This window comes from Marinobacter sp. PE14 (genome assembly GCF_053566155.1).
In genome coordinates this window covers 1,190,980-1,211,709 of record NZ_JBQXNY010000001.1, presented here as the reverse complement: position 1 = coordinate 1,211,709, position 20,730 = coordinate 1,190,980, and the positions used below count along the sequence as shown (strand labels likewise).

The window sequence follows — 20,730 nt, the reverse complement described above, 5'->3', positions numbered from 1 at the left end:
ACGGGATCGTTGCGAATTTCGCCGATCAGAACGTAATCCGGAGCCAAGCGAAGCATGGCCTGGGTGGCTCGGGCATAGTCAAGATCATGAGACAGGCCGACCTGCATCTCTATTCCGCGAGGGACTGGTCGACAATAATCAGTTCCTCCAAATCAAACCCCTCTGCCCCGGCCCGATCCTTGAACGCCTCAATCGCCTCCTCACTAACCTCCGGGGTACGCGAGAGAAACCAGAGGTAGTCGCGGTTGTAGCCGGTCACATAGGCATAGGAATATTCATCCTTATCCAGCTCGAACACCACATAAGAGGCGTAGAAAGGTCCGAAGAAAGACACCTTCAGGTGGCCCGTGTTTTCATCCTCCACAAACACCGCTCGGCCGTCAGCCTCCTCCCATTTCTCTTTTTCAAAGTTATAACCACGGTTGATTACCTCGATGCTGCCGTCATCGCTACGATTGTATTCGGCGCGCACATTGCTCAGGCCTCGCTCAAAGGAATGGTCCAGACGGGCGATTTCATACCAGGTGCCCAGGTAGCGATCACTCTCAAAACCGGAGACTGGCTCAACACCCTCTGGAAGACCGGTGCAGCCGGTCAGGCCAATAAGCACGGCTATCAGAAACCATCTTTTAAACACTGCCATCATCGCCAATGCTCCATTTTCGAGTCCCAGATACGAGAAGGGCCAGCAGTTGCTGGCCCTCTTTTATACGTTGTAGAAGTCCCGATACCAATCTACAAACCTGGCAATACCCTCCTCTACGGGGGTAGCTGGCTTGTAACCCACATCGTCGATCAAGTCATCGACATTGGCGTAGGTGGCCGGTACGTCGCCCGGCTGCAACGGAAGCAGGTTTTTCTCGGCCTTCTTCCCGATTCGCTGCTCGATAATTTCGATGAAGCGAGACAGCTCAACCGGGTTGTTGCTGCCGATGTTGTACAAGCGATAAGGCGCTTTGCTGGTACCGGGATCCGGGGTTGCTCCGCTCCACTCGCCGTTGGGCTCGGCAACGTGGTCCAGCGTTCGAATCACGCCTTCGACGATGTCGTCGATGTAGGTGAAATCCCGACGGTGGTGACCATGGTTGAAGACGTCGATGGGCTCCCCGGCAAGGATTTTTTTGGTAAAGATAAACAATGCCATATCCGGCCGGCCCCAGGGGCCATAGACGGTAAAAAATCGCAGGCCGGTGGTTGGCAGGTTGTAAAGATGGCTGTAAGTGTGGGCCATGAGCTCGTTGGCCTTCTTGGAGGCCGCGTAGAGACTCAGCGGATGATCCACGTTGTCGTGCACCGAGAACGGCATGGTCTCGTTGGCGCCATACACCGAGCTGCTGGAGGCATAGACGAGGTGTTTTACCCCGTTGTGCCGACACCCTTCAAGGATGTTCATGAACCCAACGAGGTTGGCGTCCACATAGGCGTGGGGATTCTCGATGGAGTACCGGACACCCGCCTGGGCCGCAAGGTGCACTACCCTCTCAGGTTTGTGCCTGGAAAAAACCGCTTCCATGGTGGCCCGGTCAGCCACATCCTCACGGACTTCGGTGAAGCCTGCCTTGCCAGTCAGCCGCTGCAGCCGGGCTTCCTTCAGGTTCACATCGTAGTAATCATTGACGTTATCAACGCCAATGACTTCATCACCCCGGTCAAGCAGACGATGAGCCAGGTGTGAGCCGATAAAACCGGCAGTTCCGGTAACAAGAATCTTCACGTGTCTCTCCCTGAAAAGACTGCCGGCCTCAGAACGATACTCCGGCACTCACAAACGGTCCGCCAATCTCTATATCTAGACGGTCATTGCCGTCTTCGTAATCAATGGACATCTGCCGGTAGCCCGCACGGAACTGGATCAGTGAGATCTCGTACTGACCGTAGGCGTTAAAATCGTGCAGGGAATCGCCGTCGAAGCTAATGAAGTTGCCCTCAGCACCCACGGAAACACCGGTGAGCGGCAGGTCGAAACGCGCTGCCAGATAACCCATGGGAATAACCGCATCGACCGTTGTTTCGTTAGATGGCGTACCCGTTAAGGCTTCTTTGACAATAAGCTCTCCGGACAGGTTCCGAGCGGTAAGGCCCAAGTCCAGGTTCACCCAATTATCAAGAACCTCGTAGTAAAGAGTCAGGTCCAGTTGCTCTAGGTCGAGATCAGACTGAACATCGAGTCCACCAAAATTCACGCCGCCAAAGTTGCCATTTACCTGACCACGACCACTCTGCTGAACCAGAGTGTAGTTCAATCGAACATTGGGAAGCACCGGAATCGGATGCTCGAAATACAGGGACGCATTGGCATTCGAATCGCTATCGAGGTTGAGGTCATTTTCGACATCAACCACGTCACCATTGTCTGCAGCCTGGCCGGAGAGATCGGAGTCCCAGTAACTCACGCTGGCACCCAGACCAACGACATCTGCCTGTGACACAGGCGCCACCAGGAACAGTGAACCACCTACAGCAAGCATCAGTTTACGCATGACACACCTTTTGAATTTGTTATCAGTTTCAGTCAGTCGAACTGGATTCCCAGACGGCGGCCGACTTCTTCGTACGTTTCGATCACTTCACCAAGCCCCTGGCGGAAACGATCCTTATCCATTTTCTTGCGGGTTTCCTTGTCCCAGATCCGGCACCCGTCCGGACTGAACTCGTCACCCAGAACGATCTTGCCTTCGCAACGACCGAACTCTAACTTGTAGTCGACAAGCAGCATGCCGGCCTCGTCAAACAGGGCCTTGAGCACATCGTTAACCCGATAGGTCAACGATTTCATCTGCTCCAGCTCATCCGCTGCGGCCCAGCCAAAGCTGACGGCCAGGGATTCGTTGACCATGGGATCGTGGAGCGCGTCGTTCTTCAGGAACAGTTCATAGGTGGGCGGATTCAGTTCCTGCCCTTCTTCCACCCCAAGGCGGCGGCAGAGGCTGCCGGCAGACACGTTGCGAACCACGCATTCAACCGGAATCATGTCCAGCTTCTTGACAAGAGATTCGGTGGAAGACAGCAACCCTTCAAAATGGGTCGGTACACCTGCCGCTTCCAGCTGCTCCATGACGAATGCATTGAACTTGTTGTTCACCATGCCCTTGCGATTGAGCTGTTCCTTTTTCTCACCGTCGAAGGCGGATGTGTCATCACGGAATACCAGCACGAAACGTTCGGGGTTGTCGGTACGGTAGACGGATTTTGCCTTGCCGGCGTAGAGTTCTTCGCGTTTTTCCATTGGGGTCTCCGAAAAGCGGCCGCCTCTGGCGGCCTCTTCCTGAATCAGTATAGGTAATCGAACAGTTGCTCGAGCAGATCCGGCGTCGTCCGGCTGCCAGTGTAACCCGGAACGCCCTCTGCAGAGATGACAATGGCGTCGCTCTGCTGGCTGAGGTTGACTGTGTGGGTATGCTGCGGTGCGTCCTTGTCGCTGAACCAGCTGAACCAGCCCGGATCCCGCTCGTCTTCGGTGCGGAAATCAACATGGAACCAGCCTTCGCTGCGGTTGAGATCGACAACAGGAATGCCGGAATCTGTGAGCGCACGGCTGACTTCTGCCCAGGAGCGACCGTAATCAAGTTCCATGCGGATCGCGACGGCTTCATCGTTTTCCGAGATCAGACGAACCAGAGGGTCGCTGACCATTCCGGATGCCGCCCGGGAAAAGGACTTGGTTTCTTCCCGCGCCCTGAGAAAGTCACCCAGATCGGAGAGCAGTCGCCTCTGCAGTTCCAGAGCCTGTTCGGAGGGATCAGAAACGCCGGTCCAGGGAACCAGCTCGTCCGGCTGGTCTTCAACGTTCAACCGGCGTACCTGCACCTCTGTGGTCTTGCGTCGCACACCGGGGGCCATTCGAACTTGAAGAACAACTTTCTGCTCGCCGGCAGAAGGGTTATCCGACAGCTCCACAAGGTTTCGGGCACGCTTGCTGAAATTGGCAAGTTCGGTCTGCAGGATACCCAGTTGGGGGCTGTCGAAGCCAACGCCAAGGCCCCGCTCGGACAGGTAGCTGTTTACCGCAGGCCAGATTCTGCCTGGCACGTCGTTGACCAGCAGCCAGAGCCGACCATCCAGCTCTTCGATGACGTAGTTTTCATCGAGGATGTCCGATGTCATGTCAGGCGGACTCGGAATATCGGACGGATACATTTTGCTGGCATCGGCCGGCCGGACATCACGGATGGGCATGGTCTGACTGAAACGGGAATCGTCGGCGGTCTCCGGCAATTCCAACGGTTTTCCTTCCGTGGCATTCACATAACGTTCGGAGCGGTCTTCAACCAGACTGCAGCCCGAGGCTGCTGCCAGAAGCAACAGCCCGGATGCGAGCAAAACGGGTTTGAACATCAGGGTACTACCGGTTCCTCTTAGAACCTGCATCAGGTTACTCCGGTGATGGGATGATTTAAGCAAACTCAGAGTACACCTGAGGCCTTGAGGGCATCTTCCACTTCGCCATGGAACTTTTCGCTGAGTACGGTCAGCGGCAGGCGGATGCCTTCCCCAATCATTCCCATATGATGGAGCGCCCACTTCACCGGGATAGGGTTCGCTTCAAGAAACAGCTTCCGGTTGAGGGGCATGAGCAGTTCGTTCAGACGCTCGGTCTCTTCGCGATTTCCGGCAACGGCCGCGTCGCACAGCTGGGACATTGCCTTCGGAGCGACGTTCGCAGTGACGGACACGTTGCCCTTGGCACCGGCCAGCATCAGTTCCGCTGCCGTAGCGTCATCACCTGAGTAGACAGCCAGACGGCCATTCAACGCTTCGATCAGTTCGGCGCCTCGGGGAATGTTGCCGGTGGCGTCTTTGATGCCCACGATATTCGGAATATCGGCAAGCCGAAGCACGGTCTCGTTCAGCATGTCGCAGGCGGTCCGGCCGGGCACGTTGTACAGCATCTGGTTCATGCCGGGGACGGCTTCGGCAATCGCCTTGAAGTGCTGATACAGGCCTTCCTGGGTCGGCTTGTTGTAGTAGGGAACAACGAGCAGGCAGGCATCTGCGCCAAGCTTGTGGGCCTCGGCCGTCAGCTCAATGGCCTCACGGGTGCTGTTGCCGCCGGTGCCCGCAATAACCGGGATGCGACCATTAACACGTTTGATGATGTGGCCAATGGTCTGGCAATGCTCTTCCGGGTCGAGCGTTGCGGATTCGCCGGTGGTGCCCACAGCAACGATGCCGTGCGTGCCGTTTTCGATATGAAAGTCTACCAGCTTGTCCAGATCCTCCCAGTGGATGTCACCGTTTGGATGCATGGGCGTGACCAGTGCGACAAGGCTACCCGTAATCATAAAAGCTCCGTCCGAATAAAACCGATATGGTAATGTTGGGCACGAACTGACACAAGGGAATTAAAGGAGATGTCATGCCATCCGTTGAGTTAAACAAACCGGTTCCGGATTTTGAAGCACCCGCCACCGGAGACCAGACCATTCGTCTGGACGATCTGAAAGGCCAGAATGTAGTGATTTATTTCTATCCGAAAGACAACACCCCTGGCTGCACCACCGAAGGCCAGGACTTTCGGGACCGGATGAAAGAGTTTGAAGAGCTGGATACAGTCATTCTCGGGGTATCACGAGACGGCCTGAAAGCCCATGAAAACTTCCGGGCCAAGCATGAATTTCCCTTCCACCTGATTTCTGACAAGGACGAAGCCCTTTGCAACCTCTTCGACGTTATCAAGCTGAAAAAGCTCTACGGCAAGGAATACATGGGCGTCGATCGCAGCACCTTCCTGATCGACAAGGACGGCGTATTGAGCGCTGAGTGGCGCAGCGTGAAGGTCAAAGGCCACGCCGACGAGGTCCTGGATGCTGTAAAAGCGCTCTAAGCGCTTTTCAGGCGTCGCTGGTTTCGGTCAGCGGCGCAGACTCCTTCACCGGCCAGGCGGCAAACACGGCCTTGAGCATCGTTGCCAGCGGAATGGCGAAGAAAACGCCCCACAAGCCCCAGATTCCCCCGAAGAACAACACCGCGACAATAATCGCCACCGGGTGAAGGTTGTTCACCTCCGAGAAGAGAATCGGCACCAGAACGTTACCGTCCAGAGCCTGGATGACGCCGTACACCACCATGACCCAGATGAAGTGACTACCCCAGCCAAAGGCGAACAGGGCAATCACCGCAACAGGAATGGTCACGACAGCGGCGCCAATGTAGGGAATCACCACACTAAGACCCACCAGCAGTGAGAGCAGCGCGGCGTAGGGCATGCCCAACAGTTTGAAGCCAATGTAAGTAGCACCACCAACGATCAGAATCTCGACCGCCTTGCCACGGACATAGTTGGCACACTGAAGATTCACCTCGTGCCAGATCTGCAGCATCATCGGGCGCTGGGGTGGCAGCAGTTTGGCGATGGAGTTGAGCAGCACCTCCCTGTCCTTCAGGAAGAAAAACACCAGGATGGGCACCAGCACCATATAGATCAGTAACGCCACCAGATCGGGAATACTGGACAGCGAGAAAGACACCAGCCATTGGGTCATGTGGCCCACTTCGGTACTTACCTGACTATAGACCGTGCTGACGGCCTCTCCGGAGATCAGATGCGGATACTGCTGCGGCAGCAGCTCAAGATAAGACTGCAGCTCTCGAATAATTCGCGGCGCCTCACCGGCCAGATTACTCAGCTGTGTCCAGATCAGCGGAAGCAGGCCGAACAGGAACCCCACAAGCACACCAAGGAACACCAGGAAAACCCCGATGATCGAGATCGTTTCCGGCACACCCAGCTTGTTGAGCTTGGTGACCAGACCCTGCAGAATAAAGGCGACAATCAGCGAGGCAATGGCCGGTGCAAGCATGGCACCGAACCAGATAACAAAGATGGTTCCTGTCACCAATATCAGAAACAGGATGACCGCTTCTTCATCCGAGAAGTATTTGTGCGCGAGACCGCGTAATGTCCTGATCATTTACAGCTCCGAAACCTTAACCGCCGCACTTTATCACAAACCGGTACTGCCCGGCGGTTTCAGAACTGCTCATCAACTTGTGATCGGACATCTGCAGAAAGGCCGGAATATCCCGGGCGGAACCTGCGTCTGTCGCAATCACCTCGAGTTCTTCACCGGGCGCCATGCTGTTCAGCTCCAGCTTTGTCTTCAGCAGCGGCATCGGGCAGCGCAACCCTGAGGCATCAAGCGTTCGATCAACCATACTAGCGATACACCATCACAAAATAATAAGCGGATTTAACAAGCAGGCATTATGCCGACAGTGATAATGTATTGCATCACAATCCTCTTCAACCAGGGGATCAGAACTTTTTATCGTAAACCGCTGTCAAACCGGCGATTCAGACCACAGGCACCCGGCTCTACATGATTGCTATCCAACCCAGATCCCGAACGCTACCGGCAATGGCCATCACCGCCCTGCTGGCCCTGTTGCTCGTTACAATGCCGGGCCACGCTCAGGAGAGCAGGCTGCCGAGCATTGGCGGTACCGGTGGGGGCCTGATTGCGGGTCAACAGGAATCGGATATCGGCCAGCAAGTGATGGTATCTATCCGCCGATCGGCGCCCAGGATCAGCGACCCCCTGGTTTATGACTACCTGAGCGCCATAACCTATCGCCTGGTGCCCTCGGCTCCACTCCAGAATCGGGACCTGACCCTGGCGTTGATCGACAGTCCTGCTATCAACGCATTTGCCGTGCCCGGCGGCATTGTAGGCGTCAACGGCGGTCTGTTTCTCAATGCTGCGACCGAGCAACAATTTGCGTCCGTTCTCGCCCACGAACTGGCCCACCTCAGCCAGCGGCATTTTGCACGGCGCATGGAGCAGCAGGAAACCAGTGCGCCGCTCACACTCGCGGGCATGATTGCCGGCATTGTGTTGTCGGCGGTCACCCAGTCTGATATCGGTTTTGCCGCCATTGCAGGAACCCAGGCGCTGGCTGCACAGAACATGCTCGCCTACAGCCGCTCCCACGAACAGGAAGCCGACCGGGTCGGTCTGGACATTCTGGCCAGCGCCGGGATGGACCCGCGTGGCATGCCGGAAATGTTTGAAATCATGATGCGCCAGAACCGCATGCAGGGAAATCGACTGCCCGAGTATCTCTCCACACACCCGTTAACCCAGAGCCGGGTGGCCGACACCCGGAATCGTGCCGAACAGTATCCAGACGAAAACATCCGGGACGGCCAGGAATACCATCTGATGCGCAGCCGGCTGCAGGTGCATTACGCGCCCTCCCCCGACGTAGCCGTCGAAACCTTTGAAGCCTACCTCGATCGACCGGATGCCCGGCGAAACGATGCCATCCGGTATGGCTTGTCGGTGGCCTACCTTGAGGACCGGCAATACGAGAAGGCAGTGGATATTCTGAACGACCTGCTGGCCAACAACCCGGGCAGAATCACCTTCCAGGTAACCCTCGCAGAAGTCAGGCTTGCACAAGATCGTATGGACGAGGCTCGATCCATTCTGAAAGACGCGCTGGCGAGAAATCCGGGAAACTATCCGATCACCCACACTCTCGCCCTCACGGAAATAGCCGATGGCAATGGCGCCGCGGCGGCTGAGCACCTGAAACAGCTGACCCGTCAACTGCCCGGACAGGAGCATCTGTGGCTGAAACTGGCCGAGGCCGAGGGCATGGCAAGGAATATTGTGGGCGTGCATCGTGCCCGGGCAGAATACGATGTTCTGATGGGCGATCTGGAGTCTGCCCAGCGTCAGCTAAGGCAGGCTCAGGAGAAGTTACCCGCCGGCGCCCCTCAACGGCAGATCGTGACAGAGCGACTGGCGGAAATTACCAGTCGCCTGCACGCGCGGGCGAACAGCTGATCATGCGTTACCGGCAGCCTTCAGGTTCATGTTCGCAGTGAAATCCAGCATGCGCTGCAGCGGCTGCAATGCCTTTTCTCTCAGCTCCGGGTCCACAAGCACTTCCTGATCGCCCTGCTCCAGCACCTGAAGAAGATTCTTCAGGCCGTTCATGGCCATCCACGGGCAGTGGGCACAGCTTCGGCACGTGGCACCATTGCCGGCCGTAGGCGCCTCAATCAGCGTTTTATTGGGAGCCAACTGCTGCATCTTGTAGAAGATGCCGTTGTCGGTAGCCACAATGAACTTTTCATTGGGCAAGTTCTGGACAGCGTGAATCAGCTGCGAGGTTGAACCCACAACATCCGCCATCTCAACCACGGCATCGGGTGATTCCGGGTGGACCAGTACCGCCGCGTCCGGATAAAGAGCCTTCAAATCCTCCAGCCCGCGGGATTTGAATTCCTCATGGACAATGCAGGAACCGTCCCAGAGCAGCATATCAGCACCCGTGGTTTTCTGGACGTAGTGCCCCAGATGCTTGTCCGGCGCCCAGAGGATTTTTTCGCCGCGGGTGTCCAGATCTTCAACAATTGCCTGGGCACAGCTTGAGGTAACCACCCAGTCTGCCCTCGCTTTCACTGCAGCTGAGGTATTGGCATAAACGACCACCGTGCGATCCGGGTGCTGGTCGCAAAACTCGGCGAACTCATCCGCAGGACAGCCCACATCCAGAGAGCAGGTTGCTTCAAGCGTTGGCATCAGAACACGCTTTTCAGGATTCAGGATCTTGGCAGTTTCGCCCATGAACCTCACGCCGGCAACCACGATGGTGGAGGCCGAGTGTTGGTTGCCAAACCGAGCCATCTCGAGGGAGTCCGCAACACAGCCACCGGTTTCCTCGGCAAGACGCTGGATATCGGGATCGGTGTAATAGTGGGCCACAAGCACCGCATCCTGCTTCTTCAGAGCCGATTTGATACGAGCCTCCAGCTCGGACTTTTCGTCCGCGCTGAGCGGCTTTGGCTCGGCAGCATGCGCCAGGTGCTCTTGAACAAGGATACGGTCTTCAGCGTATGTCATTACTGCGTCTCTGTATTGCGTGAACCCGGGCATTATAACATTCATGCCCGGGCTTAATGTTTCTGAAACAGTGCTATCACAAAGTTGTGTTTGCTTTGTCTGTTACCTGTTTACCTAGGTAAGAACGTATACGCAAAAAAAAAGAGCCCGGAGGCTCTTTTTTCACAAAAACCCGCAGGTTTCTGTTATTTGGTGGGTCGTGAAGGATTCGAACCTTCGACCAATTGGTTAAAAGCCAACTGCTCTACCAACTGAGCTAACGACCCGCAACTGGCGACCGAAGCCTTGGCTTCAATCAATACCGAATGACTCAGCCCACCCGGTATTTCGTGATTGGTGGGTCGTGAAGGATTCGAACCTTCGACCAATTGGTTAAAAGCCAACTGCTCTACCAACTGAGCTAACGACCCAAACGAGGCGCATATAGTAATGATTTTTGGCCGTTGATCAACCCCTTTTTCTCAGGTTTCTCAACATTTTTGCCGCGCCAGACAATCAGCCGTTCTGGGACTCGAGAAACTTCCGTGCGAGGTCAGCAGCACTGCTGGACGGGTAATCCTCGATCACGGTTTGCATGCTGCGCCGGGCCTGTTCCTTTTCGCCGAGGCGATCATGAGTCACGCCCAGCTTGTAGACCGCATCCGGAGCCTTGCGATGGTCGGCAAAACGGGTAGCGACAATCGTAAACGCCTGTTTCGCCTGTTCGAGCTGCGGCTTGACCAGATAAACCTCGCCGAGCCAGTAATAGGCGTTAACAGTCAGATCCCCTTCCGGATATTCATCGATAAATTCGTATATCCGGCTAATGGCCTCATCGTATTTTTTCTGATTACGAATCAGGTCCTGGATCTGCTCGTAGGCCTTACGCTCTTCCGCATCGGGCTGTCGATATTCCCTGGTCTCCCGGGCCTGGCCTGAAGCAGCAGAGCCAACACCATCGCTGGCCTCGGGAGCCGGCTGTGATGCCACCTTTTCGGAGAGGTCCAGAATACGCTGGTCCAGATCGATATAACGGTCGCGCCCTTGCTGCTGCAGGCGGTTAATCAGGTGCCTCTGCTCCTCCACTTCGCCCTGGAGCCGCCTGACTTCACCCTGAAGCTGCTGGATCATATAGAACAGTTCCGCCGTCGCCTGGCTGCTGTTGGCGTTGCGCTGACCGTCCTGGGCTGATTGCGCCAGAGTGACTCCCGCCTGCCCGAGGGCAAGCGGGAGCACCACTGTCGCCATGAGGATTTTTCTCATGGTCGTTCCTGTGTGATTACTCAAATACGAGTTCTACACGACGATTCTGGGCCCAGGCACTCTCGCTGGAACCCATCACGGCCGGCTTCTCTTCACCATAGCTTACGGTTTCAAGCTGGCCACGTGAAGCGCCATTGACGATCAGGAAGCGCTGTACCGCGTTGGCGCGACGTTCGCCCAGAGCCAGGTTGTATTCCTTGGTGCCGCGCTCATCGGCGTGACCTTCGATACGTACGCTCTGACCGGGGTTGTTGGCGAGAAAACGGGCATGGGCCACCAGGACATCGCGGGCTTCCTGCTTGATTTCAGCCGTATCGAAATCAAAGTAGAAGGTGGTGATTTCACGCAGTGCCTGTTGTTCGGCTTGCTTGCGAGCTTCCATACGCTCTTCTTCGGTCATGGCTGAAGAAGAAACACCACTCTGATCGTCACCACCGTACACAGTAGATCCACCTTCCTGATCTACAGCAGCCACGTCGGAACCATACTCGCCGCCTTCTTCTGAGGTACTACCGGTAGAGCTACAGCCCGCTACCAGACCGACGGACAACAACAGTGCGAAAGCTTTTGATTGAGCTGAAAAATTCATGTTTTCTTCCTTTCAGTTGAGTGACGTAATTACTTGAACAATGGCCAACACCGGAAAGCTCCGGCAGTCAGCGAACCAAAGGTCCCCAGGCGGGCTCACGGACATCGCCCTCGGATGCCGGCAAGCTGTACGCTGCTCCACCATCCGCGGAAATAACCGTGAGCACGTTGCTGCCATTCTGTCGGGTAGCGTAGATCAGCATCCGGCCGTTGGGCGCAACACTGGGAGACTCATCAGACTCGGTACGGGTAAGGATCGTTTCCTCCCCGGTTTTCAGTTCGGTACGGGCAATATGAAATGCCCGATCGCGCTGGTGAACGTAATACACATAGTTACCGTCATTGTCGGGCCTGGGTCGGGCGTTGTAACGGCTGCCGAAGGTGATACGACGAGGCTCCGCACCCGGTGTATCCATGTGGTAAATCTGAGGCCCTCCGGACCGATCCGACGTAAAGAAAATGCCCTTGCCACTGGCGTCATAGCTCGGTTCGGTATCAATAGCCCAGTGGTTGGTAAGCTTGGTCAACTGCCGGGTATCCAGGTTCATCCGGTAGATCTCGGCGTTGCCGTCTTTCGAAAGGGTCATCAGCAACGATCGGCCATCGTCCGACCAGGCCGGCGCCGAGTTGAGCCCCGGAAAATCTGCCACTTTGGTGCGATTGCCGGTTGCAAGCTCATGAATAAAAATCACCGGCTTCCCGGTTTCGAACGACACATAGGCCAGCTTTTCCCCGTCTGGCGACCATGCCGGTGACAGGATGGGCTCCTGGCTTTCAAGCCGGATTCTGGCGCGCTTGCCGTCCACGTCACTGACCTGCAGACGGTAACGGGGTTTGCCATTGGCGGTATCAAGCGTGATGTAGGCCAGTTTCGTTGAGAAGGCACCGGGCACGCCCGTGATGGCCTCATATACCTTGTCGCTGATGTGGTGAGCGAGCGAGCGCATATTGGAGGCAGGCGCCGCCGCAGTTTCACCGAGAATCCGCTCCTCGCGGTTTACATCGAACAACTCATACCGGGCCTGAACACGATCACCGCTTCGGCTGAGTGCCCCCACCAGGACATAGCGCTGGCCGAGCAGGCGCCAGTCCCGAAAATACACTTCCTCCCGACTGGATGGCAGGCTCAGCATCTTCTCCGGAGGCAGGGTCCGGAATTCGCCCGTCATGGTCAGATCCGCCTGGACAATGCTGCTGACCTTGTCTCCAGCGGGCATCTGTCCAGACTCGGCGAAAGGCACCACTGCAACAGGAATGGCGGAGTCCGCGCCTTCAGTAATCCGGATCAACAGCTCCGCCCGGGCTGCCGAGACCGCGAAAAGGATCAAGGCCGTGGCGGCAAGAAGCGTTCTGGACGGTTTGTACCAAATCCGATGTGTCATGGTGTTATCCGCATCCTTATCTCAACCGGCGTGGGTTGAATTCAATCGTAAACTGTCGGAAATACCGTTCAAAGGTATCCCGATCATTGGGTATCGGGTAACGACTCAGGGAACGCACCGCGCCCAGAGCGGAGTTATCGAACGCGGTATTCCCGCTGCTACTGACCAGCCGCACCCCGGCAAGCTCACCCGTCGGTAACAGGGTAATCTGGAGCCGCGCGGTCATCTCTTCAGTAGCCGAACTCGGCGGATACCACGCCTGGCTCAAGCGCTCACGAATCAGAGCCTGGTACTTCTCACTCTCCGACAGCATCTGGGCTTCTCGCGCTTTCGCAGCAGCCGCCTCTCTCTGACGCCGCGCTTCCTCTTCCCGCGCCCTTTGAGCCGCGTCAGCCTGGGCCTCAAGCTGCTGCTCCCGGAGCTTGCGCTCTGCCTCGAGGCGCTTGCGCTCAGCTTCCTGGCGCGCCAGTTCCTCCTGGCGCTTGCGTTCGGCCTCTTCCCGCTTTCGCTGCTCTTCCTGGCGCCGTTTCTCTTCTTCAGCTTTTCGTTTTGCCTCTTCCTGACGGCGTTTTTCTTCCTCAGCTTTCTGCCTGGCCCGCTCCTTGGCTTCCGCTTCCGCCTTCTGACGGGCAGCCTCCGCATCACGGGCTTTGCGGGCTTCGAGTTCTTTCGCCTCTGCTTCCTGACGCTCCTGCTCTTTCTGCTGCTGAAGCCGTTTTTGTTCTTCCTGCCGCTTCTGCTCTGCAATACGACGGGCTTCTTCCTCCTGCCTTTGTCGTTCTGCTTCTTCCTTGCGACGCTGCTCTTCAGCCCGGCGTTCTTCGTCCCGCTTTTGCTGATCGACCGGCTCTACCACCGGGCTCGGTTCCGGCTCCTGCTGGGTAATCAGCCGGGCCGATATACTCCTGGGTGGCGGCTCGTGATCGGTGCTGGTCCATGACCAACCCGCAAGCGCGATACCCAGAATCAACAGGTGCAGCGTTACCGAGAGCGCCACCGGTGATTTCCACGGTGGCACGCCAGTTGTGGTTACTTCGCGCTGGTGATCTCTCACAACACTCCTGCCCGCACCACTGTCAATTGTCGTCCCGGGGTGATTCGGTGATCAGGCCGATACTGCTGGCCCCGGCACCCTGCAATTCCGCCATCAGCCGAACAACTGTGCCGTAGGTAACATTTTCATCGCCGCGAACCAGAATCTCACTGGAGGCCCGTTGCGAGAGGATCTTGGAGACCTGGGCCCGCAGGTCAGACAGCGTCATGGGATCACTGCCCTCGTCTCCGATCTCGACGTAGTACGCTCCGTTCGCATCAACCGAAACAATAATGGACTCAACATCCTTGTCAGCCTGAATAGGATCGGAAGTCGTCTGGGGCAGATCAACCTTCACCCCTTGCGTCAGCATCGGGGCGGTGACCATGAAGATGATCAGCAGCACCAGCATCACGTCAATGTACGGAACCACGTTAATCTCCGACATTGGCTTGCGCCGGTTTTCCGGCATCATTCCCATGCCTTTCATAAAGCTGTGCTCCTAGGCTGATTCCTGCCTCTGATTACCGACCGCATCATGCAGCGCCTTTGTCGCTTTGGTGGACGCGGCGATGAAGGATGCTGGAAAACTCATCCGCAAAGGTTTCATAGTTCTTCAGCAGGGCATCAGACATGGCCGAAAAACGGTTATAGGCAATAACCGCTGGTATTGCGGCGAACAAGCCCATGGCCGTTGCGATGAGGGCCTCAGAGATGCCGGGCGCCACCGTGGCCAGCGTCGCCTGCTGAACCTGAGCCAGCCCCCGGAACGAATTCATGATGCCCCAGACGGTACCAAACAGGCCGACGTACGGACTGGTGGAGCCAACCGTTGCCAGAAACGGCAGGCTGGCCTCCAGTCGCTCGTGCTCCCGGGAAAAGGCCACCCGCATTGCCCGCTGGGTACCTTCCATGACCGCATCGGCATCCCGGCTTTGCTGGCGCAACCGCGAAAACTCCTTGAAACCGGCCCGGAACAGGGATTCCATACCGGAAAACGGTGTTGGATCGGCGTTCACCTCCCGGTACAACTGCCCCAGATCCATGCCGGACCAAAAACGCTCCTCAAACGCCAACTGGGCCCTCTTGGCCTTCCGGAATACCTGTAGGCGCTGGAAAATCAGGGCCCAGGACATGATTGACGCCAGGGCCAGCAAAAGCATGACCAGCTGTACCAAGACACCGGCATTGGCAATGAGGTACCAGACTGAAAGTTCTGAATCCACTTCTTACTCCTGGCTCGTTCTGTTTAACGTTTCGGTGGACTGGACATTCCTGGCCAGCAATTCCTGCATATTCGTCGGTAACCGGCGGGGACGACCGGAATCAAGCGCTACGCAGGCTACCCGCACATCACTGTCACTCAGCAACTTTCGGTCTTCAGCCCGCATCACACGCTGACGGAAATCCATCCAGACCCTACCAAAAGCCACCGGCTCCGCAGTAACCAGCAGTTCGTCATCAAGCTTCGCCGGTACCGCATAATGAATGGTCAGCCGCTGCACCACATAACTGATGTTGTCTGCCAGACCCGCCCTGAGGCCAACGCCGCAACTGCGCACCCATTCGGTTCTGGCCCGCTCCATGTAATGGAGATATTTGGCGTGAAATACGATGCCACCGGCGTCGGTGTCCTCAATATAGACCCGGATCGGCAGTTCGAACCTTCCCTCTGGCGCCTGTTCAACCAAAAAGATCGTCCTCCCTCCCCGACTTCGGCGGAATCACGCCGAAGTGCTGATAGGCATTGGAGGTCACCATCCGCCCTCTGGGGGTCCGGACCATATAACCCTGCTGGATCAGGAAGGGCTCAAGCACATCCTCAATGGTGCCGCGCTCTTCACTGATTGCCGCCGCAAGGCTCTCGACCCCCACTGGGCCACCGTCGAACTTTTCGATCATGGCCAGCAGTAAACGCCGGTCCATATGGTCGAAACCCTGGTTATCCACTTTCAACATATTCAGGGCCTGATCGGCTATGTCGGAAGTGATCCTCCCGTCGGCGCGGACCTCCGCAAAATCCCGCACACGGCGCAACAGGCGGTTGGCGATACGCGGGGTGCCCCGGGACCGGCGGGCAATTTCGAACGCGCCTGCCTCATCGACGGCTACCGAAGACAATCGCGCGGAGCGCAGAATGATGCTGGTGAGATCTTCAGTGTTATAGAACTCCAGCCGCTGCACGATGCCGAAGCGGTCCCGCAAGGGCGATGTCAGCAATCCCGCGCGGGTTGTAGCCCCGACAAGGGTGAACGGCGGCAGGTCCAGCTTGATGGAGCGGGCAGCCGGGCCCTCACCGATCATGATATCTAGCTGGTAATCTTCCATCGCGGGATACAGCACTTCTTCGACTGCCGCGCTGAGACGGTGGATCTCGTCGATGAAGAGAACGTCACCTTCTTCGAGATTAGTCAGCATGGCTGCCAGGTCGCCGGCTTTTTCAAGCACCGGGCCAGACGTTGTCTTGATGGATACGCCCATCTCGTTGGCGATGATATTGGCCAGGGTTGTCTTGCCCAGACCGGGCGGGCCAAAGATCAGAACGTGGTCCAGCGCTTCCTGACGACCCCGGGCGGCGGATATGAAAATATCCATCTGCTCACGGACCGTGGGCTGGCCAACATACTCGGCCAGCAGGGTCGGGCGAATGGCCCTGTCCTGTACTTCCTCATATTCACCGGCCCGGGCCGAGATCAACCGGTCGGATTCGATCATGGCATCACCCATAGTGTGGGAATCAACATCGTGCCTCACGTTTGCCCGCTATTCCAGCGCAGCCCCAATTGTACAAAGGGGTTAGCAGGTGTCACGTTACGCTCTCTACAGGTTCTGACGATCAGGCCGGGATCATGTTTCGCAGGGCCAGACGTATGAGCGTTTCACTGCTCATGCCCTCCTCGGCCACTTTGCTGATCGCCTTGGCAGCCTCCTGTGGCTTGTAACCCAGAGCAATCAGTGCGGCTTCCGCCTCTTCAGTGGCCGCCGGCCCGCCAGCGGGGCCTTGTCCGCCCGACTGCCCCACGCCTGTCGTCTCGGGCGACGTTGGCACAAATTGCCCTTCAAGTTGCCCTATCCGGTCCGCCATTTCAATAAGAAGCCGTTCTGCGGTTTTCTTGCCAACGCCGGGGAGCTTGACCAGTGAGGCCAAGTCTCGGTTCTCGACGCAGCGAATGAACTGCTGTGCGTCCAATCCGGAAAGAATGCCAACTGCCAGCTTCGGACCAACCCCATTGACCTTGATCAGCAAGCGGAACAGGTCCCGGTCCAGGCTGGAAGCAAAGCCGTAGAGGCTCTGGGCGTCTTCACGGACGGCAAAATGGGTGTGCAGGGTAACTTCATCGCCGGTTTCCGGCAGATGAAAGAAGGTGGTATAGGGGATGTCGACTTCGTAGCCCAGACCGGCGCACTCAACCAGCGCCTGGCCCGGAGCCTTTTCGACCAGAATACCTCGGATACGACCAATCAAGCTGAATCTCCTGTCGCTCCTGTGAGCGGTTTATTGTTGTCGCACGCGACCGCTTCGGACCTTTCCGGCGCCACTGGCCACCCGCAGAATACTCTGACTCATGTGGGCATGGCACATCGCGATGGCGAGCGCATCGGCCGCATCGGCCTGAGGTTTGCGTGAGAGCGAAAGCAACACCTGAACCATGTGCTGAACTTGGGATTTGTCAGCGCCGCCCTTGCCGACCACCGCCTGCTTTACCTGCCTCGCCGAGTATTCATGAACCGCCAAACCACTGTTGGCGGCACTGACGATGGCCGCGCCGCGGGCCTGGCCGAGTTTCAGAGCCGAGTCGGGATTGCGGGCCATGAACACCTGCTCGATGGCAAACTCTTCCGGCCGATACTCTCCGATCAGGGTGGCAAGGCTCTGGAAGATGGTCTGAAGGCGTTCGGCCATGGGCTTCTCGCCCACCCGGATACAACCACTGTCGATGTACTCGATGTGTCGACCATCCGCCCGGATAACGCCGTAACCGGTAATTCGTGACCCCGGATCAACGCCCAGAATTATCGCCACATCAATGCTCCTGACTGGTCAAAGCGATTCCATGATCTCGCCGGAGATATCCGCGTTGTGGTAGACATTCTGAACATCGTCCAGATCTTCGAGCATATCAATGAGCTTGAGGATGGTTTCCGCGCCGTCCCGATCCAGCTCAACCCGCGTGGATGGAACCATGGTTACTTCGGCATTGTCCGGTACCAGTCCCGCATTGACCAGCGATTCCTTGACGTCCAGAAACTGCTCGGGTGTGGTTACGATTTCCCAGGAACCGTCTTCCTGGGCCGCAAGGTCTTCGGCACCGGCGCTGAGCACCGCTTCCACCAGTCTGTCTTCTTCCCACTCCGGACCGTAGCTGATGATGCCCTGCTTGCTGAACAGGTAGGCTACCGATCCGTCGGTACCGAGATTGCCACCCATCTTGTTGAACGCATGGCGAATTTCGGCCACAGACCGGTTTTTGTTGTCGGTCATGACTTCCACGAATATCGCCACACCACCCGGGCCATAGCCTTCGTAGGTCAGCTCTTCGTAGTTGTCATCATCGCCACCACCGGCGCCACGCTCAACCGCGCGCTCGATGGTGTCTTTTTTCATATTGGCGGTGAGCGCCTTGTCGATGACCGCGCGGAGACGGGGATTATCGTCTGGATCCCCCCCGCCCTGACGCGCGGCCACGGTCAGCTCACGAATGATTTTGGTGAAGATCTTGCCCCGCCTGGCATCCTGTGCCGCTTTGCGGTGCTTGATGTTGGCCCACTTACTGTGACCCGCCATACAGCTCCTCCCCTAAATCACTGACTTACTCGTTGCCCTCTCCGGCTTCCGCCTTGTTGCCTTCAACCGGCTTTGACGGCTTGCGCAGGCGGATGTGCAACTCACGCAACTGCTTCTCGTCCACTTCGCCGGGCGCCTGGGTCATCAGGCAGGTGGCACTCTGGGTTTTCGGGAATGCGATGACGTCACGGATGGACGTAGCACCAGTCATCAGCATGACCAGTCGATCCAGGCCGAACGCCAGACCACCATGGGGCGGGCAACCAAATTTCAGGGCATCCAGCAGGAAGCCGAACTTGGCCCGGGCTTCTTCCTCGCCGATACCCAGGATGCGGAACACCGCTTCCTGCATTTTCTCATCGTGGATACGGATTGAACCGCCGCCCAGCTCGGTACCGTTCAATACCATGTCGTAAGCACGGGACAGTGCATTGGCGGGATCTGCGGCCAGATCTTCCGGGCTGCAGGAAGGCGCGGTGAACGGATGGTGAATCGCGGTCAGGCCGCCGTCCGGGGTTTCCTCGAACATCGGGAAATCCACAACCCAGAGCGGTGCCCACTCGGACGTCAGCATGTCCAGATCGTGACCGATCTTGATTCGCAGTGCGCCCAGGGCTTCGTTGACCACGTTGGTTTTGTCTGCACCGAAGAATACGATGTCGCCGTCTTCAGCACCCACACGCTCCATGATCGCCAGGGCCACGTCATCACCCAGGAACTTGATGATCGGAGACTGCAGACCCTCTACGCCCTTGGACAGATCATTGACCTTGATATAGGCAAGACCCTTGGCACCGTAAATACCGACAAACTTGGTGTAGTCATCAATCTGCTTGCGGGTCAGCTCACCACCCTTCGGCACACGCAAAGCCGCCACACGACCCTTTGGATCCTTGGCGGGACCGGCGAAGACCTTGAAGTCCACGCCTTCAACCAGATCGTTCACGTCCAGCAGTTCCAGCGGGATACGCAGATCCGGCTTGTCGCTGCCGTAGCGCTGCATTGCCTCGGCATAGGGCATCTGCGGGAAAGACGGCAGTTCAACATCGAGTACATCCTTGAACAGGGAACGAACCATATCTTCGTTCAATCCCATCAGTGTCTCTTCGTCAATGAAGGAGGCCTCAATGTCCACCTGGGTGAATTCCGGCTGACGGTCCGCACGCAGATCCTCGTCCCGGAAACACTTGGCAATCTGGTAGTAACGGTCAACACCAGACACCATCAGCAGCTGTTTGAACAGCTGGGGCGACTGCGGGAGCGCGAAGAAGGAACCTTCATGAGTGCGGCTTGGCACCAGGTAATCCCGCGCACCTTCCGGCGTGGCGCGGGTCAGGATGGGGGTTTCCACATCCATGAAGCCGTTGCTATCGAGGTAGTTACGGATATAGCTGGTTACCCGGGAGCGGAAACGCAGGCGGTTGATCATCTCGGGGCGACGGAGGTCCACAAAACGGTAGCGCAACCGCACGTCTTCGCCAACGTCTACGTGCTCGTCCAACGGGAACGGCGGCGTTGCTGCGGCATTCAGGATGCTCAGCTCCTTACCCAGAAGCTCAACCTGCCCGGTCGGCATGTTGTTATTCTCCGTGCCGGCAGGACGACGACGCACTCGGCCGGTAACCTTGATCACGAATTCGCTGCGTACTTTTTCCGCGAGCGCAAAGCTCTCAGGGGTATCAGGGTCAACAACCACCTGAGACATACCATCCCGATCCCGCAGATCCAGGAAGATAACCCCACCGTGGTCACGGCGGCGGTGTACCCATCCGCAAAGTGTGACTTCCTGATCGATGTGGGATTCGTTGATCCCACCGCAATAATGACTGCGCATACCGGTTCCCG

Annotated in this window: 23 protein-coding genes and 2 tRNA genes; 2 read left to right on the top strand and 23 right to left on the bottom strand. The window is 57.2% G+C overall.

Annotated elements, in window-relative coordinates; translation table 11 throughout:
* Positions 1-109 precede the first annotated feature (109 nt).
* Genes ACWJ62_RS05770 through dapA form a run of 6 tightly spaced genes read right to left on the bottom strand, consistent with a single transcriptional unit; the run spans position 110 to position 5,282 of the window.
* On the bottom strand, positions 110-646 hold the full coding sequence (locus tag ACWJ62_RS05770) for a lipocalin family protein (RefSeq protein ID WP_449285307.1): 537 nt from the start codon (positions 644-646) through the stop codon (positions 110-112).
* A 60-nt stretch (positions 647-706) separates the two neighbouring features.
* Positions 707-1,714 (bottom strand): NAD-dependent epimerase, encoded by a 1,008-nt coding sequence (locus tag ACWJ62_RS05765; RefSeq protein ID WP_449285306.1) that lies wholly within the window; start codon positions 1,712-1,714, stop codon positions 707-709.
* 28 nt (positions 1,715-1,742) lie between these two features.
* Positions 1,743-2,480: a TIGR04219 family outer membrane beta-barrel protein gene (locus ACWJ62_RS05760; protein WP_449285305.1), complete on the bottom strand. Its 738-nt coding sequence runs from the start codon at positions 2,478-2,480 to the stop codon at positions 1,743-1,745.
* A 32-nt stretch (positions 2,481-2,512) separates the two neighbouring features.
* Complete coding sequence (gene purC, locus ACWJ62_RS05755; RefSeq protein WP_449285304.1) at positions 2,513-3,226, bottom strand: phosphoribosylaminoimidazolesuccinocarboxamide synthase; 714 nt, start codon at positions 3,224-3,226, stop codon at positions 2,513-2,515.
* Between the two features lie 44 nt (positions 3,227-3,270).
* Positions 3,271-4,368: an outer membrane protein assembly factor BamC gene (gene bamC / locus ACWJ62_RS05750; RefSeq protein ID WP_449285303.1), complete on the bottom strand. Its 1,098-nt coding sequence runs from the start codon at positions 4,366-4,368 to the stop codon at positions 3,271-3,273.
* Between the two features lie 35 nt (positions 4,369-4,403).
* Positions 4,404-5,282, bottom strand: a complete 879-nt coding sequence (gene dapA / locus ACWJ62_RS05745) for a 4-hydroxy-tetrahydrodipicolinate synthase (protein ID WP_449285302.1) — start codon at positions 5,280-5,282, stop codon at positions 4,404-4,406.
* Positions 5,283-5,356: 74 nt separating this feature from the next.
* Here dapA and ACWJ62_RS05740 point away from each other — a divergent pair, with 74 nt between their 5' ends.
* Positions 5,357-5,824: a peroxiredoxin gene (locus ACWJ62_RS05740; protein ID WP_449285301.1), complete on the top strand. Its 468-nt coding sequence runs from the start codon at positions 5,357-5,359 to the stop codon at positions 5,822-5,824.
* Positions 5,825-5,831: 7 nt separating this feature from the next.
* Here the strand turns inward: ACWJ62_RS05740 and ACWJ62_RS05735 are convergent, their stop codons facing one another.
* Both ACWJ62_RS05735 and ACWJ62_RS05730 read right to left on the bottom strand, forming a co-directional pair.
* On the bottom strand, positions 5,832-6,911 hold the full coding sequence (locus tag ACWJ62_RS05735; RefSeq protein ID WP_148607263.1) for an AI-2E family transporter: 1,080 nt from the start codon (positions 6,909-6,911) through the stop codon (positions 5,832-5,834).
* Between the two features lie 16 nt (positions 6,912-6,927).
* The gene (locus tag ACWJ62_RS05730) at positions 6,928-7,155 is read right to left on the bottom strand and encodes a sulfurtransferase TusA family protein (protein WP_008169116.1); all 228 of its coding nucleotides are present in this window, start codon (positions 7,153-7,155) and stop codon (positions 6,928-6,930) included.
* A 164-nt stretch (positions 7,156-7,319) separates the two neighbouring features.
* Here ACWJ62_RS05730 and ACWJ62_RS05725 point away from each other — a divergent pair, with 164 nt between their 5' ends.
* Positions 7,320-8,792, top strand: coding sequence for a M48 family metalloprotease (locus tag ACWJ62_RS05725; protein WP_449285300.1), 1,473 nt, complete (start codon positions 7,320-7,322; stop codon positions 8,790-8,792).
* Here the strand turns inward: ACWJ62_RS05725 and nadA are convergent, their stop codons facing one another.
* From nadA to aspS, 15 genes are all read right to left on the bottom strand, one after another.
* Positions 8,793-9,854, bottom strand: coding sequence for a quinolinate synthase NadA (nadA, locus tag ACWJ62_RS05720; protein ID WP_449285299.1), 1,062 nt, complete (start codon positions 9,852-9,854; stop codon positions 8,793-8,795). It abuts the gene before it with no gap.
* A gap of 190 nt (positions 9,855-10,044) precedes the next feature.
* A tRNA-Lys gene (locus ACWJ62_RS05715) sits at positions 10,045-10,120 on the bottom strand.
* 68 nt (positions 10,121-10,188) lie between these two features.
* Positions 10,189-10,264: transfer RNA gene (locus ACWJ62_RS05710), tRNA-Lys, on the bottom strand.
* A gap of 85 nt (positions 10,265-10,349) precedes the next feature.
* A complete protein-coding gene (gene ybgF / locus ACWJ62_RS05705; protein WP_449285298.1) occupies positions 10,350-11,096 on the bottom strand; it encodes a tol-pal system protein YbgF in 747 nt (248 codons plus the stop codon).
* Between the two features lie 16 nt (positions 11,097-11,112).
* Positions 11,113-11,685, bottom strand: coding sequence for a peptidoglycan-associated lipoprotein Pal (gene pal, locus ACWJ62_RS05700; protein ID WP_449285297.1), 573 nt, complete (start codon positions 11,683-11,685; stop codon positions 11,113-11,115).
* A 67-nt stretch (positions 11,686-11,752) separates the two neighbouring features.
* Positions 11,753-13,066 carry a Tol-Pal system beta propeller repeat protein TolB gene (gene tolB / locus ACWJ62_RS05695; protein WP_449285296.1) on the bottom strand — a complete coding sequence of 438 codons (1,314 nt, stop codon included), beginning with the start codon at positions 13,064-13,066 and terminating at the stop codon, positions 11,753-11,755.
* 16 nt (positions 13,067-13,082) lie between these two features.
* The gene (gene tolA, locus ACWJ62_RS05690) at positions 13,083-14,063 is read right to left on the bottom strand and encodes a cell envelope integrity protein TolA (protein WP_449285362.1); all 981 of its coding nucleotides are present in this window, start codon (positions 14,061-14,063) and stop codon (positions 13,083-13,085) included.
* A 79-nt stretch (positions 14,064-14,142) separates the two neighbouring features.
* Positions 14,143-14,589: a protein TolR gene (tolR, locus tag ACWJ62_RS05685; RefSeq protein WP_449285295.1), complete on the bottom strand. Its 447-nt coding sequence runs from the start codon at positions 14,587-14,589 to the stop codon at positions 14,143-14,145.
* A 46-nt stretch (positions 14,590-14,635) separates the two neighbouring features.
* A complete protein-coding gene (gene tolQ, locus ACWJ62_RS05680; RefSeq protein WP_014577389.1) occupies positions 14,636-15,325 on the bottom strand; it encodes a protein TolQ in 690 nt (229 codons plus the stop codon).
* Between the two features lie 3 nt (positions 15,326-15,328).
* Positions 15,329-15,790: a YbgC/FadM family acyl-CoA thioesterase gene (locus ACWJ62_RS05675; RefSeq protein ID WP_449285294.1), complete on the bottom strand. Its 462-nt coding sequence runs from the start codon at positions 15,788-15,790 to the stop codon at positions 15,329-15,331.
* Positions 15,783-16,814, bottom strand: coding sequence for a Holliday junction branch migration DNA helicase RuvB (ruvB, locus tag ACWJ62_RS05670; protein WP_449285293.1), 1,032 nt, complete (start codon positions 16,812-16,814; stop codon positions 15,783-15,785). Before ruvB ends, ACWJ62_RS05675 begins: the two co-directional genes overlap by 8 nt.
* 121 nt (positions 16,815-16,935) lie before the next feature.
* Positions 16,936-17,565 (bottom strand): Holliday junction branch migration protein RuvA, encoded by a 630-nt coding sequence (ruvA, locus tag ACWJ62_RS05665; protein WP_449285292.1) that lies wholly within the window; start codon positions 17,563-17,565, stop codon positions 16,936-16,938.
* A 30-nt stretch (positions 17,566-17,595) separates the two neighbouring features.
* Entirely contained in the window at positions 17,596-18,123 is a 528-nt protein-coding gene (gene ruvC / locus ACWJ62_RS05660) for a crossover junction endodeoxyribonuclease RuvC (RefSeq protein WP_014577393.1), read from the bottom strand.
* Positions 18,124-18,141: 18 nt separating this feature from the next.
* Complete coding sequence (locus ACWJ62_RS05655; protein WP_449285291.1) at positions 18,142-18,885, bottom strand: YebC/PmpR family DNA-binding transcriptional regulator; 744 nt, start codon at positions 18,883-18,885, stop codon at positions 18,142-18,144.
* 25 nt (positions 18,886-18,910) lie between these two features.
* On the bottom strand, positions 18,911-20,719 hold the full coding sequence (gene aspS, locus ACWJ62_RS05650; protein WP_449285290.1) for an aspartate--tRNA ligase: 1,809 nt from the start codon (positions 20,717-20,719) through the stop codon (positions 18,911-18,913).
* Positions 20,720-20,730: the final 11 nt, after the last annotated feature.

Bases quoted from the DNA above. Each gene is read 5' to 3' on its own strand.
- ACWJ62_RS05770 (WP_449285307.1), bottom strand. From the start codon at position 646: ATGATGGCAGTGTTTAAAAGATGGTTTCTGATAGCCGTGCTTATTGGC.
- ACWJ62_RS05760 (WP_449285305.1), bottom strand. From the start codon at position 2,480: ATGCGTAAACTGATGCTTGCTGTAGGTGGTTCACTGTTCCTGGTGGCG.
- purC (WP_449285304.1), bottom strand. From the start codon at position 3,226: ATGGAAAAACGCGAAGAACTCTACGCCGGCAAGGCAAAATCCGTCTAC.
- bamC (WP_449285303.1), bottom strand. From the start codon at position 4,368: ATGCAGGTTCTAAGAGGAACCGGTAGTACCCTGATGTTCAAACCCGTT.
- dapA (WP_449285302.1), bottom strand. From the start codon at position 5,282: ATGATTACGGGTAGCCTTGTCGCACTGGTCACGCCCATGCATCCAAAC.
- ACWJ62_RS05740 (WP_449285301.1), top strand. From the start codon at position 5,357: ATGCCATCCGTTGAGTTAAACAAACCGGTTCCGGATTTTGAAGCACCC.
- ACWJ62_RS05735 (WP_148607263.1), bottom strand. From the start codon at position 6,911: ATGATCAGGACATTACGCGGTCTCGCGCACAAATACTTCTCGGATGAA.
- ACWJ62_RS05730 (WP_008169116.1), bottom strand. From the start codon at position 7,155: ATGGTTGATCGAACGCTTGATGCCTCAGGGTTGCGCTGCCCGATGCCG.
- ACWJ62_RS05725 (WP_449285300.1), top strand. From the start codon at position 7,320: ATGATTGCTATCCAACCCAGATCCCGAACGCTACCGGCAATGGCCATC.
- nadA (WP_449285299.1), bottom strand. From the start codon at position 9,854: ATGACATACGCTGAAGACCGTATCCTTGTTCAAGAGCACCTGGCGCAT.
- ybgF (WP_449285298.1), bottom strand. From the start codon at position 11,096: ATGAGAAAAATCCTCATGGCGACAGTGGTGCTCCCGCTTGCCCTCGGG.
- pal (WP_449285297.1), bottom strand. From the start codon at position 11,685: ATGAATTTTTCAGCTCAATCAAAAGCTTTCGCACTGTTGTTGTCCGTC.
- tolB (WP_449285296.1), bottom strand. From the start codon at position 13,066: ATGACACATCGGATTTGGTACAAACCGTCCAGAACGCTTCTTGCCGCC.
- tolR (WP_449285295.1), bottom strand. From the start codon at position 14,589: ATGAAAGGCATGGGAATGATGCCGGAAAACCGGCGCAAGCCAATGTCG.
- ruvB (WP_449285293.1), bottom strand. From the start codon at position 16,814: ATGATCGAATCCGACCGGTTGATCTCGGCCCGGGCCGGTGAATATGAG.
- ACWJ62_RS05655 (WP_449285291.1), bottom strand. From the start codon at position 18,885: ATGGCGGGTCACAGTAAGTGGGCCAACATCAAGCACCGCAAAGCGGCA.
- aspS (WP_449285290.1), bottom strand. From the start codon at position 20,719: ATGCGCAGTCATTATTGCGGTGGGATCAACGAATCCCACATCGATCAG.